The following is a 13492-nucleotide window of genomic DNA, read 5'->3' on the forward strand; positions in this document are numbered from 1 at the left end:
AACATTTATTATATGGTAAAAAGATATACAGTAATAATCGCAATGGCCACTACACCGATCACATGAACTCGAAACCATGCTGCTAATATTGCAACAAGTCCAGCAAACACACCTGCATACGGCTTCTCGGGGATGACTGTCATAATACCTGGAAAAATCAAAGCTCCCAATGCCGCAAATGGTATCGCTTTCAACCATTTATTCATCCAACTAGGAAATTGGATGAAATCAACGATATACGCTGGAACAACCCGTGGTAAAACGGTAACAACAGCCATTCCAATAATAATCAACCAAATCATATTTTCTCTTCCTCCAGTACGAAGATGCCAACTACTGCACCCAATATCGTACCTGCAACGATTCCCCATCCTTGTCCGATCAACGGACTAAGCAGGTAATTAATCAGCATTGCACAGACACTAACGACGGCAATGCGCTTATATTTTCGCACAGATGGAACTAGTAAGCCAATAAACATGGCATAAAGTGCCACACCCATACTTTGTGTTAATTGTTCTGGAATGACATCTCCCAAAACACCACCTAAAAATGAACCAAACACCCATGACGCATATGAAGTAAGGATAATCGTACCGTAAAACAGATGACAATATGCTTGCTCTGCTTTATGTTTATAAATAGAGGAGACGGAGAATGTTTCATCTGTCACCCCAATCGACAAAGTTCCTTTCCATTTTAACGGAATATGCTGCAACTGGTGTACAAATGATAATGCCATGACAAAATGTCGCAGGTTAAGAACAAAGGTAGCAATAATAATCTCTATTGCACTGACCCCTAAGCCAATCATACCAGCTGCCATAAATTGAGCAGCTCCAGCAAAAACGAGAAGGCTCATGCTCGTTAATTCTAATAAGGAAATCCCTGCTTGTCGCGCCAGAACCCCAAACGCAATAGCAATTGGTAAATAGCCAATCACGATTGGTGAACCAGCAATGACGCCATCTCGGATTTGCATGGTAATCTGATTTTTGTTTTCTAACTGCATCGGCTTCTAACCAATTTGTTAATCTTCCAAATGATCCTGATCTGTCAGAATAATAGGACCTTCTTTGGAAATCACCAACGTATGTTCAAATTGGGCAGATCGTTCTCCATCAATTGTTCGAGCCGTCCAATTGTTATCATCCATTTTACTTTGCCAGGCACCTTCATTGATCATTGGTTCAATTGTAATCACTGTGCCCTCTTTCAATCGAGGCCCTTTGCCAGCTAACCCGTAATGCGGGATTTTTGGATCTTCATGAATAGTTGGTCCGATTCCATGACCTGTAAATTCTCGTACTACAGAGAAACCTTCCGCTTCGGCATATTGCTGAATGGCGTGGCCAATATCACCGATTCGATTTCCGGGCATTGCTTGTTCAATCCCTTTATATAATGAAGTTTTGGTAACCTCTAATAATCTTGCAGTCTTTTCATCTGGTTCGCCTACAACATAAGTCCAAGCACTGTCAGCTAGGCCGCCATTTAAATTCACAACCATATCAATCGTCACCAGGTCACCTTTTACGAGTTTTTCATCTCTTGGAAACCCATGACAAATCTCATCATTAATGGAGGCGCATGTTGCAAATTGATAACCATTATATCCTTTTTGCTCTGGCGTTGCGCCGTGCTCCGCTAAATACTTCTCAACAAAAACATCAATCTCTTTCGTTGTCACGCCAGGAACGATTCGTTTGGCAATCTCCTTATGGCAACGAGCTAGTAACTTACCTGCTTCGTGCATCATTTCTATTTCACGTTTGCTTTTTCGTGTAATCATGTAATACTTCCTTTCTAAACCCAACACCTAAATTTCGTCTCTTTAAAGTTTATCATATTTTGCGAAAAAGATGTGCAACAAATAACTCATTACTGGCTTTAATAATTTAGCCTAGTATGTAACGATAAGCTTTAATCTTTCGCCCTGGGAAAACTACGGTTCTAACTACGACAAATAATAAACAACTACCTATAATATGGATTATGTTAACTAACAATTGGTAGCCGAGTATCCATATTGAGATATTTAATGTGCTAGGATACCGCTACGTCCAACCACTCCGCGTCCTGCGGGGCACGGCTGAAGCTAACTTTGTAAAGAAGGTCACTTTACAAAGTGGATCTTCAGCACCTGCCTGGTCCCGCGGGAGTCTCCGTGGTTGGCCTACGCTAGGATATGGGCTCTACAACTTTTGTAAGAGATAGCATATTGATCACTGTATATATATAACAGCAATTGAATGAATAACATAATGCCTAGATCCACTGCTTTTAGCTATTTCACATGATGTAGTACTTCCCTCAAGCGCAGGAAATAGGCGGAGACTCCTCATGCCTCAGCGCGAGCTGAAGATCCACTTGGTCTGTGCATGTGTCTTCTAGTATCGCTTCGAGGTAAGCTTCCTCGGCACAAGGCAGCCCAGATGTTATTTCAAGTAGTAGCCTATCTGAAGCCGTGCCCACAGGACGCGGAGCCTATTTCCGGAGCTTTGCTAAGCAGATGAAACCTATCAAAATGATCATTCTGTAATACAGACTTTGTTGACATAATCCATATTACAGGAACTCAACTTCTTCTTTTTTTACGCAGGGCGATGCAGGAATTCGCCTTGTTTCTGGGCCATGCGTGGAATTGGTTGTTCCTGTTAGTAAGCAGGGGATATCTTAAATTTTTTTACTTTATGTACCTATAAAAACGAAAAACTGACAAAGGACGTATCCTTTGTCAGTTTCTTAAGTTTGATTTAGTAACCGTAACCGCCGTATCCCCATGAAGCACCGATGATGATCAATAAAATAAACAGTACGACGATTAGCGCAAAACCTGAACCGTAACCTCCACATTGTTGTGCACCCATCTTTATCCCTCCCTTAATTCTTACACTTATAACGTATGTAAGAGAGGGGCATTTGGTCCATCATTTATCAAAATTGGGTGTTAACCTAACGAAAAATATCTTTCACACTATAGTACTCACCGTTTTTAATGCGCTCCGGTGCTACTAATTTTTCAACTAATACGTTTGCCACAGTATCGGTATTTCGTAAATTCTGATATGTTTTGTAGTCTTTAAACTTCTCAACATCTTTAAACTGTGATGGGTCTGAGCTGCGAATTTCGCCTTGCATATCCGTATCCATGATACTTGGGTCAAACAAGAATATTTTATGACCTGTTTTTAATTCATCCTGCTCTAACGCTACTGTTTCCGTGAATCGATCCAGCCCTGCTTTTGTACTACAGTAAGCATTCCAACCATACACAGATCTTTGTGCTGCACCTGAAGTCACATTTGCCATAATAAGCGGAATACCAGATTCACGCCAAGCATCAAGCCAAAGGTTGGTTATAATCATTGGTGCAAGTAAATTTACATGGACGTGATCCATTAATTGTTTTGCTTCCTGTTTTCCAGCTTGTTCAATAGGCTGTACAAGAGCCGCATTCTGGACTAGCAGCAATTCAGTAAGCTTTTTCTGTTGTAAATCAGCAATAATGTCTTGGAACGTTGATTGAGTAGCAGACAGGTCCGCCAGATTTACTTGATAATGAGTGTAACTGCCGGGAAGTTCTGCTGTTGCCAAGTCATGATTCTCACTTCTTGCCAGTCCAATTACATGATAGGATGCTTCCATTAACTGTTTCGCAATTGATGCTCCTAAACCTTTCGATGTACCTGTAATGACAGCATATTTCATCATTTCATCCCCTTACTTTCGCGCAATATCCAAGGCTTGTTTTAATGTTTGGATAATATCCTCTGCTTCTTCAATTCCCACAGAAATACGAATTAAACCTTTCGTTATTCCTAATTCTTTCTGCGATTCAGGCGGTAAACTTCTGTGTGACGTAGCTAACGGATAGGATACAGACGTTTCCACACCTGCTAATGTTGCTACGATTTTGATCCAGTCCAATGATTCAAGAAATTGCTCAATATTGGCATTTTCCGTAATATCAATCGAGACGATTGCACCGTTTCCTTTTTCAGAGATGAATTCAGGGTAATACACTTTATCTACAGCCGGATGATTAGTCAATGCTTCCGCAACCTGCTTTGCATTTTGTACGTGTCGCTCCATACGGACTGCCAACGTCTTCAGACCTCTTACCGTAAGCCATGCTTCAAAAGGACTTAAATTACTACCAAGATTGACACACTTTGTATTGGCGGCAGCAATTAAATCCTCATCACCAACGAGTACCCCTGCGGTAATATCACTATGTCCGCCAATATACTTCGTTGCACTGTGCACCACAAGATTTACCCCTTTGGTATAAGGACGAACGATGTACGGTGTAGCAAACGTATTGTCGACCATTGTTTTGATATTATGTTTCTTCGCTGTGGCTACCACTTTCGTTAAATCTTCCACTCGTAATAATGGATTTGTTAAGGACTCTGTATATAATAATACCGTATTATCTTGTATATATGGCTCCATGTCATCTTCAAAGGAGACAAAACTCACTTCAATCCCAAAGGATGTTAATTCATTTGCCAATAATTCGTATGTACCACCATATAGATCATTGGAAGCAAGCACATGCTCTCCTGGTTTTACTGCTGCCAGAACACCCACCATAATTGCAGAGAGTCCGGATGATGTTGCCAAACCACTTGGCGCTTCTTCTAAATCGGCAACAGCCTGTCCTAATTCATCTGTGTTCGGATTACCGACTCTTGTATATAAATAATTTCGTTCCCCTTCAAAAAAATGTTCTATATCTGCCAAATTCTCAAATGTAAAAGCAGAAGTCTGATGAATTGGAGTAACCTTCGCTGGTATCCCCCCATTTCGCTTCATCGTTACGTGTACAGATTTAGTATCAAATCGATGTCCCATTCTAATCTTCCTTTCTGTCTATCTATATATACTTTAACGTAAGGCACCATCATTTTAAAGAAAAAAGTCAGAAAATTGCCTAAAAACAATTTTCTGACTTTCCATTAATCTCTAAGATAAGAAAAACATAATGTACCGTGTCCCGTGTGCACTCCAGCTACTGGTACCAGTGTCTGAACTTTCACTTTGACAGCCTGGTGTTTCTTTTGAATTTCTTCTTTCCACTCCATCGCGGTATCTAAAACCCCCGCATGCTGAATACACAGTTCTTTTAATTGATATTTTTCCATTGCCTCGTCCAGGAAATGGAACATTTTTTGTTTAGCACGTTTTTTAATTCTTACTTTGTCCTTCACAACCACTTTTCCGTCATCAAACCCTAAGATGACATGAATATTTAACAGTGAGGCAAAAAGCGATTGTGCTTTGCTTACCCTGCCACTTCTTCGTAATTGTTCAAAATTTTGTGGCATCAGATACATTTGTGCACGTTCTGGAAACGTATGAAGCTGCTTGATCACTTCTTCTGTTTCCAAACCATCTTCCACCATTTCAATACCGCGTTCGATCATTCTTCCTAAAGCATAATCGCCAATCTTAGAGTCAATTACTTCAACAGGAAAACCAACCATTTCTGAAGCGGATGCAGAACTTTGATACGTACCGGTCAACTGACTGGATGCGTGAAGCGCAATACCAAAATCATATTCTGTTTTTAACTTCTCATACAATGTAACAAAATCACCATATGCCGGCTGACTTGTTTTGGCATCGTCTCCATGTTGTTTCATCAATGCATAAAATTCATCTTTCGTTATATCAACATCTTCTTTATATGTTTTTCCGCCGATAATTACATTCAAAGGAACTATGTGAATATGATGTTTTTCTGCGAATTCCTTTGAAAGTCCACATGAGCTGTCTGTAATCCATGCTATCTTCTTCACGAGTAACGCCCCATTTCTAGCAACAAAGTGCCTCTTTCGTCTATAATGCTCATTCTAACGGAATTACACAAGGAAGTAAAATGTTTTCGACAAATTATTTAATAGTATGTTTTTGCCATAAATAGAACAACAAATATTCCAAAGAAAACGGATGCAGCTAGTTATTCCAATGTCTAAAATTTTGTTTGTCACATTACGTATATGCATCTATTATAGGTTACTTTCTCAATATTGTTTTATTTTTCAAAATCAAAGTCAATTTCTAAACAAATTCATACTATAAATTGTATTGAAAAATTACTGTACAGAAAGGAAGATGGTATATGTCACAATCCAATATTCCAAATATTACTCCAGATATTACGATCGACCGTGAAGATGTCATCAATTTATTACTCGCTTCCATCGCTTTGGAAGAATTAGGTTTAGCTCACATTATTAACGCGGAAGGTGAAAAACTGCAATATGTATTAGGTACATTACCAGGTGTTTCTTCACCTCAAGCAACGATTAGTGATGTGCTTAATATGAACAACAGCGTGAACCAAACTATCAAGACACTTACAAAGAAAGAATGGATTTTAGAGAACAAGTTAGAAAATATACTAGATTTACTAAATTAATTGACTGTTCTCATATTTATCAAAGAGCAAGCAAAACTATGATAGTAAATGGTATTTATCCTATAAAAAACTTCCTATCGTTCATATAGATAGGAAGCTTTTTATGTTACATACGAAGCATACATATCATTTAAAAAAACAGGGCATAATCCGCCCGGTCCTATTTGGTATAACTTTTATCTAACTACCTATAATATGCTTACTGCTATGACTGCACTTATAGCTTATAATATAAAGTGCCAGGGACGTCTAAGCATCCCCGGCTCCAAATTACTATGACAATCGATGAATAGACCAGACAATTCCTTCTTGGCCGCCACCTAGATCTAATTCCACAGTTAATCCATCAGCAATATAGAATAACCCAATGGTATCCCCTGCATTTAATGCTACATCTCCAGTTAATGTTACAGTTCCATTACCCAAAATTGCTCGTAACGTTAATATTGCAACGTTAACGTTTAATATTGGGAACAATCCAGTAAGCAAATCAGTAGCCGTATTGGTTCGTCTTATGCTGAATGCTGGATCAACACCAGCACTCAAGCTTACTGAAAGCGCTGCGGTAGTTTCATAATTAATGGTAGCGGAAAGTGCGTATCTGCCAGTTTCGGGAACCGTGTATAATCCCGTAGCCGCATTAAAGTTCGGGTCTGTATAATATGGTGAAGTAGTTGACCAACCCGTAATTTGTTGAGAAGCGGAAACCGTTAATTGGCCAGCAAAAGCAGAGAATCCTTGATCGGTAAAAATTTCACCTGTTGCCCCTGTTGCTCCGGTCGCACCGTCTGCTCCCGTTGGTCCTGTGGCTCCAGTCGCTCCATCTGCTCCCGTTGGACCTGTTGGGCCGGTCGCTCCGTCTGCTCCTGTTGGTCCTGTTGGGCCGGTCGCACCGTCTACTCCATCTGCTCCTGTTGGTCCTGTTGGGCCGGTCGCACCGTCTACTCCATCTGCCCCTGTTGGTCCTGTTGCTCCGGTCGCTCCATCTGCTCCCGTTGGACCTGTTGGGCCGGTCGCTCCGTCTGCCCCTGTTGGACCTGTGGCTCCAGTCGCTCCGTCTGCTCCCGTTGGACCTGTTGCTCCGGTCGCACCGTCTGCTCCTGTTGGTCCTGTTGCTCCGGTTGCACCGTCTGCTCCCGTTGGACCTGTTGGGCCAGTCGGGCCGGTTGGACCGGTAGCGCCTGATGGACCACCTGTCGGACCTGTTGGGCCGGTTGGACCAGTTGGACCTACTGAAATAGGCGTTGATAGGATACTATCCAGTTTACTATCCAATAAAAATTCTTTCTTTGTAATGGCACCCAGCGTATCACGAACACTCTCGTTCATTGCTAACAAATCGCTGATTGATGCTGTTTCGATAGAAGTAACACCTGGCAATGTTCCAAGTGCATATTGTAACTTCTCTCCTTCAGCATTAATAATATGACTTAAACCGAGCTCTTCAAAAGCAATAGAAGATAGCAATAAATTTATCGCATCATCTCTCGTGAGAGTTATTTCTGGTGTTATATTAGGAATATTGGACTGAGACATTTACAAACCCCTTTCTAATTGGAATACATAATACATTATGCATTCAAGGTATCATTGCTTGTTCATATGCGGAATTATGTAAACATTCCCAATAATAGGGGAATTACCCTTTCACTTTAACCACAAAAAACCTTCATGCTAAACATGAAGGTAGGTTCTGATACTATAGATAATGTGAAGTACTATTGTATGTCGATTCGCAGAATCACATACAGAAGAAGTGACAGTTCTTATAATTCGCAAAGCTTCATTTTAAAATATTCCCATTATACACAAATGCATTTCAGCAGATCTTTACGTATGGCTTCTAATCCTTATTCAGAAGGTTTGAACCGATCACCATATGCATTGCTGAAATATTTTTGATTGAATAAAATACTAGGATGAGTTGGATTGTACGATTTAGCCAATTCATTATGTTCATACGCTTTTTCAGGCAGTCCGATTTGATCATAACAAACACACAGCTGGAGATGTGGTAACCACGTCCAATGTGCCTGATTACTCATTGACATGCGCTCAGGTGGATCTGGCAGTCTAAGTGCCTGTTCGAACCAATATATAGCCTGATGAAATAATTTCTCATTAATTTTTATTCTGCCAATCTCACAGCATACTTCTGCCCTCGGCTTATCAAATCGGAAGGAACGAAACAACGAAAGATACTGTTCTTCGTAATTTTCTAATTTCCCATAACAATATGCCATTTTCAAGCATGCTTGAATATTATCCTCTATCCAGCCCCTTTTTCCGTTTAAAAATTTCTGATAAGTTTCGATCGCTTCTTGATTTATTCCATGATCGCGAAGTTCATTAGCAAAATAGTAAAGCTCCCGCGGGGAAAATTCTTTCCCTTCGTCTTGCATTTTGCGATAAATTTTTAAGTTTCTATCTGTGTATACTTTATTTTTCCGGTGAGTTATTGCTACATCGCTATGATAACTTTTTCCATTTACCGCCAAGTATTCGTGCACTGCACCAAACCATTGGAACTGACGAGATTGCTTCACCAGTCTGTTCCTTCGTAAGGAAGAAGTTACATTACCTGCATCATCAAATGCAAGATGATAAGGCATTGTCACGGTATCAACATCTCGTGGCAGAGTTTTCTTTAGTTGTTTAAACAGTCCACGATCTTTTTCTAATACAACATCATCTGCATCCAGCCATAAGATGTACTCTTTCGTTGCTTTACTAAAAGCAAAATTACGTGCATCCGCAAAATGATCGTGCCATTCGTAATCATATATTGTTGCGTTGAATTTGTTAACGAGTTGTTTCGTACTATCTGTAGAACCAGTATCCACAATATTTATTTCATCTACAATATCGTGAACCGATTGCAAGACACGTTCAATACTATCTTCTTCATTCTTTACAATCATACATAAACTTATCGTAATTTCATCACTGGACTGACTGGTAGTTACCTGAGGTTGTTGTTGCTGGAGTACATGAAGTGCGTCCTTTGCTTCTTTGTGTTCCGGGTCTTGACTTAGACATTGTTGATAGCTAGATACTGCATCTAACGGCATATCGAGATTTTCATAACACTGGCCGATCCAATACCAGGCGTGGAAGCTTCCCACCCCTCTTAAAATCAAATGGTGTGTATTACCTTCTCCCAATTCGAGACAATGTTTAAACGTAGATAATGCTTTATGATATTCCTCCATTTGAAAAAGAATTACCCCTTTATAAAAATGCAGATCCACATAATCTTCATACAACATGATGGCTTTATCAATGGAGGGATAAGCACCATCATAGCTCCCTGTCATCAGCATTGTTTCATATTTTAGCTTATACAAAAGCGATGGTGGAAGTTGACCAGCTTCAATAAAATGATAAAGTGCATCATTCACTGCATCAAATGCTTCCTCGTATTCTCCCATGCGATAGTATTCACTAGCAACATGATAATCCACCCATGGACTGTATTCGGCCTTCTCTTTTTCTTTTTCTAGCATGTTAAGATTTCGCTCATTTTTGTTTTTTTCAGAGGTGTAGCTGTTAAGATATCCATAATGATAGACGGTGACGGGCAATGACTTTAATTCAATTTTATCATCTAACACATCTTTGACATTGAGTTGTTCATGAATACTTCCCACAAAACGCAGACCAATGCCGGCACGAAACAGCCGATGCTGCTGCAGTACATACGCTCTATGTTCACTTGGAGGATCTTCGCCAATATAATTTACTAATGTTATACTTGCAAGTTGTTCTTTGTCTAATGATAGCACCTTTCTCAGTTGTCCTCCTTCCTCTGCATCCACTTCTTCATCAGCATCAAGCCAGAGGATCCAATCTCCTGTCGCTTTGTCTAATCCGTAATTTCGTACTTCACTAAAATCCTCTGTCCACTGATGGCGAAACACTCTTGCTCCATAAGACTCTGCAATGTCAATTGTATTGTCAGTCGAACCTGTATCTACAATAATCATTTCATCAACATACTTATCGACACTTTCCAAACATCGTCCTAAATGGCTCCCTTCGTCTTTCACAATCATACAAAGGGACAACGTTCGGTTTTTATTCATCAAACCAAGCTCCTTTCTTTCCACACATACATTTAATTCTGATACACAATTTTTCTCATATATGCTTCCATTGGCTGGATAGCTAGCTTATAATCGAATGTCAAAGCTGTTTCTCTGGCTCGTTTTCCTAACTCGACCCTTCTGGACGGATCATCAAGCAGCGATGCCACCGCATCTGTCATTCCTTCGATATCACCCACTTCTACCTGGATACAATTATCATCCGTCACATATTCCATCACACCACCGCATTTAGTTGTAATAACAGGTAATCCTGATGCCATTGCTTCTAAAGGCGGCATGCCAAACCCTTCATATAATGACGTAAATAGAAATAAGTCGGATTGGCGATAATACTCACTCAGACTTTTCTGATCTGGTGAGATAATTGTCTCTAACGGGAACACCGCATGATCGGTATGTGGTTCTGTTTGACAAACCCATTTCACTTGAAAAGAGTAACCTTGCCGATAGACGTTGTTTAGTGTTTTAATTGCTGTATCAAATCCCTTAAATGGAAGCTGTGGATTGCCGACCAGCAGAATAACAGGTGAGGTATTGTTTTTATCTTGAGTTGGATAATAGAATTCGGTATCAATGCCAATCGGTATGACATCTGTTTTCACTTGAAACTTAACTTCCAATACCGATGCTACAAATTTCGATATACTTATGATGGGAATGCCAGATGTATAGATGCTTTTCATCTTAAGTCTTAAATATAATGACTGAAACAAATTAGGTATATCACCAAACAACCATTCATGTCCCTGCTCCAGATACAACAAATTCCCCTCATAATCTAATAACTCTGAATGCTGAAAGATCCATCCCAATACAACAATGTCACAATCATCCAGGTAATCGGTAATGGGCTCATCAGGCGGCACATGTATTTTGCCATCTACCTCGATATCATACCAATCTGGAGACAAATGGCTTTCATCCGGTCCTTTATAAAAAAGGTAAACTTTATGCCCTCTTTTCCTTAATTGTTCCATTTGCTGCAATAACGATTTGACGCCACCTGTTAATTGTAAATGCGGCAAAATAAAACCTATCTTCATCAATTGTTGCGACTGTCCGGGCTTCTCAGAAAGACTATTCTGCTTTTTCTCGGCAGAAGTGGGATATACTTTAAAAATTTGCGCACCATTCTCACCTATTTCCACCAACTTATGATTAAAATCAAAAGCTGTTAAATCGATGATATTCCATTTGCTTTTGTGTGTTTCGAGAGAATTAGATAAATAGCTGCCTTGAGGGTCTGGGTAAAGAGGCGTGGATATAATCAGTGACTTATTAGTGTGTTCCAAAATTTGCTGAATGATCTTTATTCCTTCTTTTTTTTCGAAATGTTCCAGCACATCAATTAGAATAATTGTGTCATAATTTCCCAAGGAATCCATCACTTCCCCAATTTCACCATAATGTATTTTATCGTAAACATAATCATGAATAGGGTTGCGATACCCTTCAAATCCTTCTATTCCCTCAAGCTTTAAAGTCCAGCTTTCTTTGCTGTATCGTTGCTGTGGAATATCAAGTTTCTCCCGTAACAAAACCCCATACTTACCAAAACCAACACCTATATCAAGTATAGATTTAGGTGCATCAATGATTATATGATCCATAATTTCCGGAATCGCCTGATAAAAACTTGTCGGCATGTTGTTCGCTCCTTCTGTCAAACTGTAATAACAACCAAGCTTTCAATTTCTCCGATCATAAAAGCTAACTATATCATTGTATTAGTGGGACAAAATCGATATTCGTTTTATATCTATTGTTTACTTCAAAATCAATAATGGGCGTTTTGACACCCATTAAATCTGGGTGCATATATTGCATATTGAAACCACTATTTTTGGAAAATGGGAAAAAACAGAAGGAGGATTAATACGAATGTCAATGCCAAACATCCCCAATATTACTCCTGACGTAACCTTTGACAGATGCGAAGCGATCGATTTAATTTTAGCTTCTATCGCAATGGAGGAAATGTCATTATCACATATATTGAATGCTGAAGGTGAAAAGCTTCAATTTTTCCTAAAGACCCAACCTTGTCACTTGCACGAATATTTACAAATAAATAAAAGTATCCACCAAACGATGAAGTCGATTACTCGTTCCCAATTATTATTAGAAATGAAATTAGATGACGTACTCATTCTCAACGAGTCAAGTAAATGCAAATGTGACGACTGTTGCGAAGACCACCATAAGAAACATGACTGTAAAGAGTTTCACCCATGTGATTGTGATGATTGCAGAGATAATGATCCATGCGATGATTGTTAATATTGAATACACTTTATTAGAGATTGATGTTCCTTAGCATAAATCATGTAAAGGAAAGGAATGAATAAAATGAATGATAATTACCAGGATATTAAAAAACTCATAGACGATATAAATAAAAATCACTCTGAATTTTTAAATTCCTTTCTGCAATTTTTTCACGACACATTGATAACGTATGATTTAGGAGTCAAGGAAAAAGCGAAAATGGAAGAAGATATATTATCGTTAATGAGACAATGCTACAACGTAGACCTCTCCTATCACTATCGCATGACTATTTATTGTAAATTAGCAAATAAAAACTACAACGATCCACACTTAAAACAAAAATATGCCATCTGTCACATTAAGGAATTAATTAAAAAAATCGACAAAAAGTTAGACCGTATTTCTTTTTGTAAAAAGCATACCCGGACGCATTTAAAAGAAATTATTACAGCATTAAAAACAAATTACGCACTAGAAGATGACCCAAAGGTTTATCTAGCACCTCCGAGTCCATTATGTTTGTTCTTATGATAATGACCGGAAAGGATGCCTTAAAAGACTTGCTATTCCGTGTAAAGTTTAAGGGCGAATTTTTATTGCTTGATCCTTTACACGGATATCCTTATTCAACTGTGATGACATCCATGCTATGATAGAAGATATTCCATCAATGAAAGGGACA

13 protein-coding genes and 2 pseudogenes are annotated in these 13492 nt (G+C 39.2%); 4 read left to right on the forward strand and 11 right to left on the reverse strand.

Annotated features, from left to right (window positions below; translation table 11 throughout):
- Nucleotides 1-8 precede the first annotated feature (8 nt).
- The 7 genes from MUN87_RS07075 to MUN87_RS07105 all read right to left on the reverse strand — a co-directional run bounded on the left by MUN87_RS07075 (nucleotide 9) and on the right by MUN87_RS07105 (nucleotide 5807).
- The gene (locus MUN87_RS07075; RefSeq protein ID WP_244747009.1) at nucleotides 9-302 is read right to left on the reverse strand and encodes an AzlD domain-containing protein; all 294 of its coding nucleotides are present in this window, start codon (nucleotides 300-302) and stop codon (nucleotides 9-11) included.
- A complete protein-coding gene (locus tag MUN87_RS07080; protein WP_244747010.1) occupies nucleotides 299-1012 on the reverse strand; it encodes an AzlC family ABC transporter permease in 714 nt (237 codons plus the stop codon). Before MUN87_RS07080 ends, MUN87_RS07075 begins: the two co-directional genes overlap by 4 nt.
- 18 nt (nucleotides 1013-1030) lie before the next feature.
- The gene (gene map, locus MUN87_RS07085; protein WP_244747011.1) at nucleotides 1031-1792 is read right to left on the reverse strand and encodes a type I methionyl aminopeptidase; all 762 of its coding nucleotides are present in this window, start codon (nucleotides 1790-1792) and stop codon (nucleotides 1031-1033) included.
- A 964-nt stretch (nucleotides 1793-2756) separates the two neighbouring features.
- Nucleotides 2757-2870 carry a YjcZ family sporulation protein gene (locus tag MUN87_RS07090; protein ID WP_244715238.1) on the reverse strand — a complete coding sequence of 38 codons (114 nt, stop codon included), beginning with the start codon at nucleotides 2868-2870 and terminating at the stop codon, nucleotides 2757-2759.
- An 85-nt stretch (nucleotides 2871-2955) separates the two neighbouring features.
- Nucleotides 2956-3714, reverse strand: a complete 759-nt coding sequence (locus tag MUN87_RS07095) for an SDR family NAD(P)-dependent oxidoreductase (protein ID WP_244747012.1) — start codon at nucleotides 3712-3714, stop codon at nucleotides 2956-2958.
- Between the two features lie 9 nt (nucleotides 3715-3723).
- The gene (locus MUN87_RS07100; protein ID WP_244747013.1) at nucleotides 3724-4860 is read right to left on the reverse strand and encodes a trans-sulfuration enzyme family protein; all 1137 of its coding nucleotides are present in this window, start codon (nucleotides 4858-4860) and stop codon (nucleotides 3724-3726) included.
- Nucleotides 4861-4964: 104 nt separating this feature from the next.
- Nucleotides 4965-5807 carry a DegV family protein gene (locus MUN87_RS07105; RefSeq protein ID WP_244747014.1) on the reverse strand — a complete coding sequence of 281 codons (843 nt, stop codon included), beginning with the start codon at nucleotides 5805-5807 and terminating at the stop codon, nucleotides 4965-4967.
- Between the two features lie 323 nt (nucleotides 5808-6130).
- On the opposite strand from MUN87_RS07105, the gene MUN87_RS07110 reads away from it, so the two are divergent.
- Nucleotides 6131-6430 carry an alpha-helical endospore appendage domain-containing protein gene (locus MUN87_RS07110; protein WP_244747015.1) on the forward strand — a complete coding sequence of 100 codons (300 nt, stop codon included), beginning with the start codon at nucleotides 6131-6133 and terminating at the stop codon, nucleotides 6428-6430.
- A gap of 273 nt (nucleotides 6431-6703) precedes the next feature.
- On the opposite strand, the gene MUN87_RS07115 is transcribed toward MUN87_RS07110, so the two are convergent.
- From MUN87_RS07115 to MUN87_RS07125, 4 genes and pseudogenes are all read right to left on the reverse strand, one after another.
- Entirely contained in the window at nucleotides 6704-7966 is a 1263-nt protein-coding gene (locus tag MUN87_RS07115; RefSeq protein WP_244747016.1) for an alpha-helical endospore appendage domain-containing protein, read from the reverse strand.
- Nucleotides 7967-8280: 314 nt separating this feature from the next.
- Nucleotides 8281-9351 carry a glycosyltransferase gene (locus MUN87_RS22505; RefSeq protein ID WP_439649664.1) on the reverse strand — a complete coding sequence of 357 codons (1071 nt, stop codon included), beginning with the start codon at nucleotides 9349-9351 and terminating at the stop codon, nucleotides 8281-8283.
- A gap of 105 nt (nucleotides 9352-9456) precedes the next feature.
- Nucleotides 9457-10515: pseudogene (locus MUN87_RS22510) on the reverse strand (glycosyltransferase); the annotation flags it as partial.
- A 32-nt stretch (nucleotides 10516-10547) separates the two neighbouring features.
- On the reverse strand, nucleotides 10548-12185 hold the full coding sequence (locus tag MUN87_RS07125) for a glycosyltransferase (protein ID WP_244747018.1): 1638 nt from the start codon (nucleotides 12183-12185) through the stop codon (nucleotides 10548-10550).
- 331 nt (nucleotides 12186-12516) lie between these two features.
- Between MUN87_RS07125 and MUN87_RS22555 the strand changes: the two are divergent.
- The 3 genes and pseudogenes from MUN87_RS22555 to MUN87_RS07135 all read left to right on the forward strand — a co-directional run.
- Nucleotides 12517-12630 (forward strand): annotated as a pseudogene (locus MUN87_RS22555) (alpha-helical endospore appendage domain-containing protein); the annotation flags it as partial.
- Nucleotides 12631-12676: 46 nt separating this feature from the next.
- Entirely contained in the window at nucleotides 12677-12856 is a 180-nt protein-coding gene (locus MUN87_RS07130; protein ID WP_244747019.1) for a hypothetical protein, read from the forward strand.
- A 32-nt stretch (nucleotides 12857-12888) separates the two neighbouring features.
- Nucleotides 12889-13341, forward strand: a complete 453-nt coding sequence (locus tag MUN87_RS07135) for a hypothetical protein (protein ID WP_244747020.1) — start codon at nucleotides 12889-12891, stop codon at nucleotides 13339-13341.
- The last annotated feature ends 151 nt before the right edge of the window (nucleotides 13342-13492 follow it).

The sequence above is a fragment of the Gracilibacillus salinarum genome, from assembly GCF_022919575.1.
GTDB lineage: Bacteria > Bacillota > Bacilli > Bacillales > Amphibacillaceae > Gracilibacillus > Gracilibacillus salinarum.

Bases quoted from the DNA above. Each gene is read 5' to 3' on its own strand.
- MUN87_RS07075 (WP_244747009.1), bottom strand. From the start codon at position 302: ATGATTTGGTTGATTATTATTGGAATGGCTGTTGTTACCGTTTTACCA.
- MUN87_RS07080 (WP_244747010.1), bottom strand. From the start codon at position 1,012: ATGCAGTTAGAAAACAAAAATCAGATTACCATGCAAATCCGAGATGGC.
- map (WP_244747011.1), bottom strand. From the start codon at position 1,792: ATGATTACACGAAAAAGCAAACGTGAAATAGAAATGATGCACGAAGCA.
- MUN87_RS07090 (WP_244715238.1), bottom strand. From the start codon at position 2,870: ATGGGTGCACAACAATGTGGAGGTTACGGTTCAGGTTTTGCGCTAATC.
- MUN87_RS07095 (WP_244747012.1), bottom strand. From the start codon at position 3,714: ATGATGAAATATGCTGTCATTACAGGTACATCGAAAGGTTTAGGAGCA.
- MUN87_RS07100 (WP_244747013.1), bottom strand. From the start codon at position 4,860: ATGGGACATCGATTTGATACTAAATCTGTACACGTAACGATGAAGCGA.
- MUN87_RS07110 (WP_244747015.1), top strand. From the start codon at position 6,131: ATGTCACAATCCAATATTCCAAATATTACTCCAGATATTACGATCGAC.
- MUN87_RS07115 (WP_244747016.1), bottom strand. From the start codon at position 7,966: ATGTCTCAGTCCAATATTCCTAATATAACACCAGAAATAACTCTCACG.
- MUN87_RS22505 (WP_439649664.1), bottom strand. From the start codon at position 9,351: ATGATTGTAAAGAATGAAGAAGATAGTATTGAACGTGTCTTGCAATCG.
- MUN87_RS07125 (WP_244747018.1), bottom strand. From the start codon at position 12,185: ATGCCGACAAGTTTTTATCAGGCGATTCCGGAAATTATGGATCATATA.
- MUN87_RS07130 (WP_244747019.1), top strand. From the start codon at position 12,677: ATGACGTACTCATTCTCAACGAGTCAAGTAAATGCAAATGTGACGACT.
- MUN87_RS07135 (WP_244747020.1), top strand. From the start codon at position 12,889: ATGAATGATAATTACCAGGATATTAAAAAACTCATAGACGATATAAAT.